This is a genomic window from Bradyrhizobium sp., assembly GCF_030646015.1.
Lineage (GTDB): Bacteria > Pseudomonadota > Alphaproteobacteria > Rhizobiales > Xanthobacteraceae > Bradyrhizobium.
Genome location: NZ_JAUSLT010000166.1, coordinates 37,501 through 38,815 on the forward strand (window position 1 = coordinate 37,501; position 1,315 = coordinate 38,815).

2 tRNA genes and 1 rRNA gene are annotated in these 1,315 nt (G+C 55.7%); all 3 read right to left on the minus strand.

Going from position 1 to position 1,315, the window contains the following annotated elements:
* Positions 1–224: 224 nt before the first annotated feature.
* Positions 225–300: transfer RNA gene (locus tag Q7T45_RS24700), tRNA-Ala, on the minus strand.
* Between the two features lie 65 nt (positions 301–365).
* Positions 366–442, minus strand: a tRNA-Ile gene (locus tag Q7T45_RS24705).
* A 203-nt stretch (positions 443–645) separates the two neighbouring features.
* Positions 646–1,315, minus strand: a 16S ribosomal RNA gene (locus Q7T45_RS24710); the annotation flags it as partial.

Here is a 1,315-nt window from a genome sequence, read left to right on the forward strand (position 1 = left end):
CCAAAAAGAACATTTACAACCCAATCATCTTGCGATGATCAGGCGCCGAAATGTCCTGGAGATTATGAATGGACCCTGCGAATTGCTTCGCCGGATCCAAACTCGGATCAATCTCCTCTATACGATGTCAGAAATCCCGCACGCGCATCCGTTAGGATGCAACGTGCGAAGTGATGTTTCGCGGACGGTATGAACGAGCACTCGTCGATCTCGGATCAACCATCTGGTGGAGCCAGACGGGATCGAACCGACGACCTCATGCTTGCAAAGCACGCGCTCTCCCAGCTGAGCTATGGCCCCGTACCAGAAGACGAATGCCGTTGCTGCCATTTGTCGGTTTAAGCGACGCCTACGCTCGATCAAGGTGGTGGGCCTGGGAAGACTTGAACTTCCGACCTCACGCTTATCAAGCGCGCGCTCTAACCAACTGAGCTACAAGCCCCTAACACGAGGAGCATGCTTGCGCGCACCGGCTTGCACCAGATGCGTCGCACAAGCGCAGCCCCTGGCGCGTGTTCGTCCGCGAAGAAAGAGAAACGAAGACGGCGAAATCCCGCCAATGCAGCTCAACAGTCCTGAAACTGTTGGCCACTGATGTTTCAAAAGAGGTTCGATAGAAGCAAGCTTCTGAAGAACCATCCTTAGAAAGGAGGTGATCCAGCCGCAGGTTCCCCTACGGCTACCTTGTTACGACTTCACCCCAGTCGCTGACCCTACCGTGGCCGGCTGCCTCCCTTGCGGGTTAGCGCACCGTCTTCAGGTAAAACCAACTCCCATGGTGTGACGGGCGGTGTGTACAAGGCCCGGGAACGTATTCACCGTGGCATGCTGATCCACGATTACTAGCGATTCCAACTTCATGGGCTCGAGTTGCAGAGCCCAATCCGAACTGAGACGGCTTTTTGAGATTTGCGAAGGGTTGCCCCTTAGCGTCCCATTGTCACCGCCATTGTAGCACGTGTGTAGCCCAGCCCGTAAGGGCCATGAGGACTTGACGTCATCCCCACCTTCCTCGCGGCTTATCACCGGCAGTCTCCTTAGAGTGCTCAACTAAATGGTAGCAACTAAGGACGGGGGTTGCGCTCGTTGCGGGACTTAACCCAACATCTCACGACACGAGCTGACGACAGCCATGCAGCACCTGTCTCCGGTCCAGCCGAACTGAAGGATTCCGTCTCTGGAATCCGCGACCGGGATGTCAAGGGCTGGTAAGGTTCTTCGCGTTGCGTCGAATTAAACCACATGCTCCACCGCTTGTGCGGGCCCCCGTCAATTCCTTTGAGTTTTAATCTTGCGACCGTACTCCCCAGGCGGA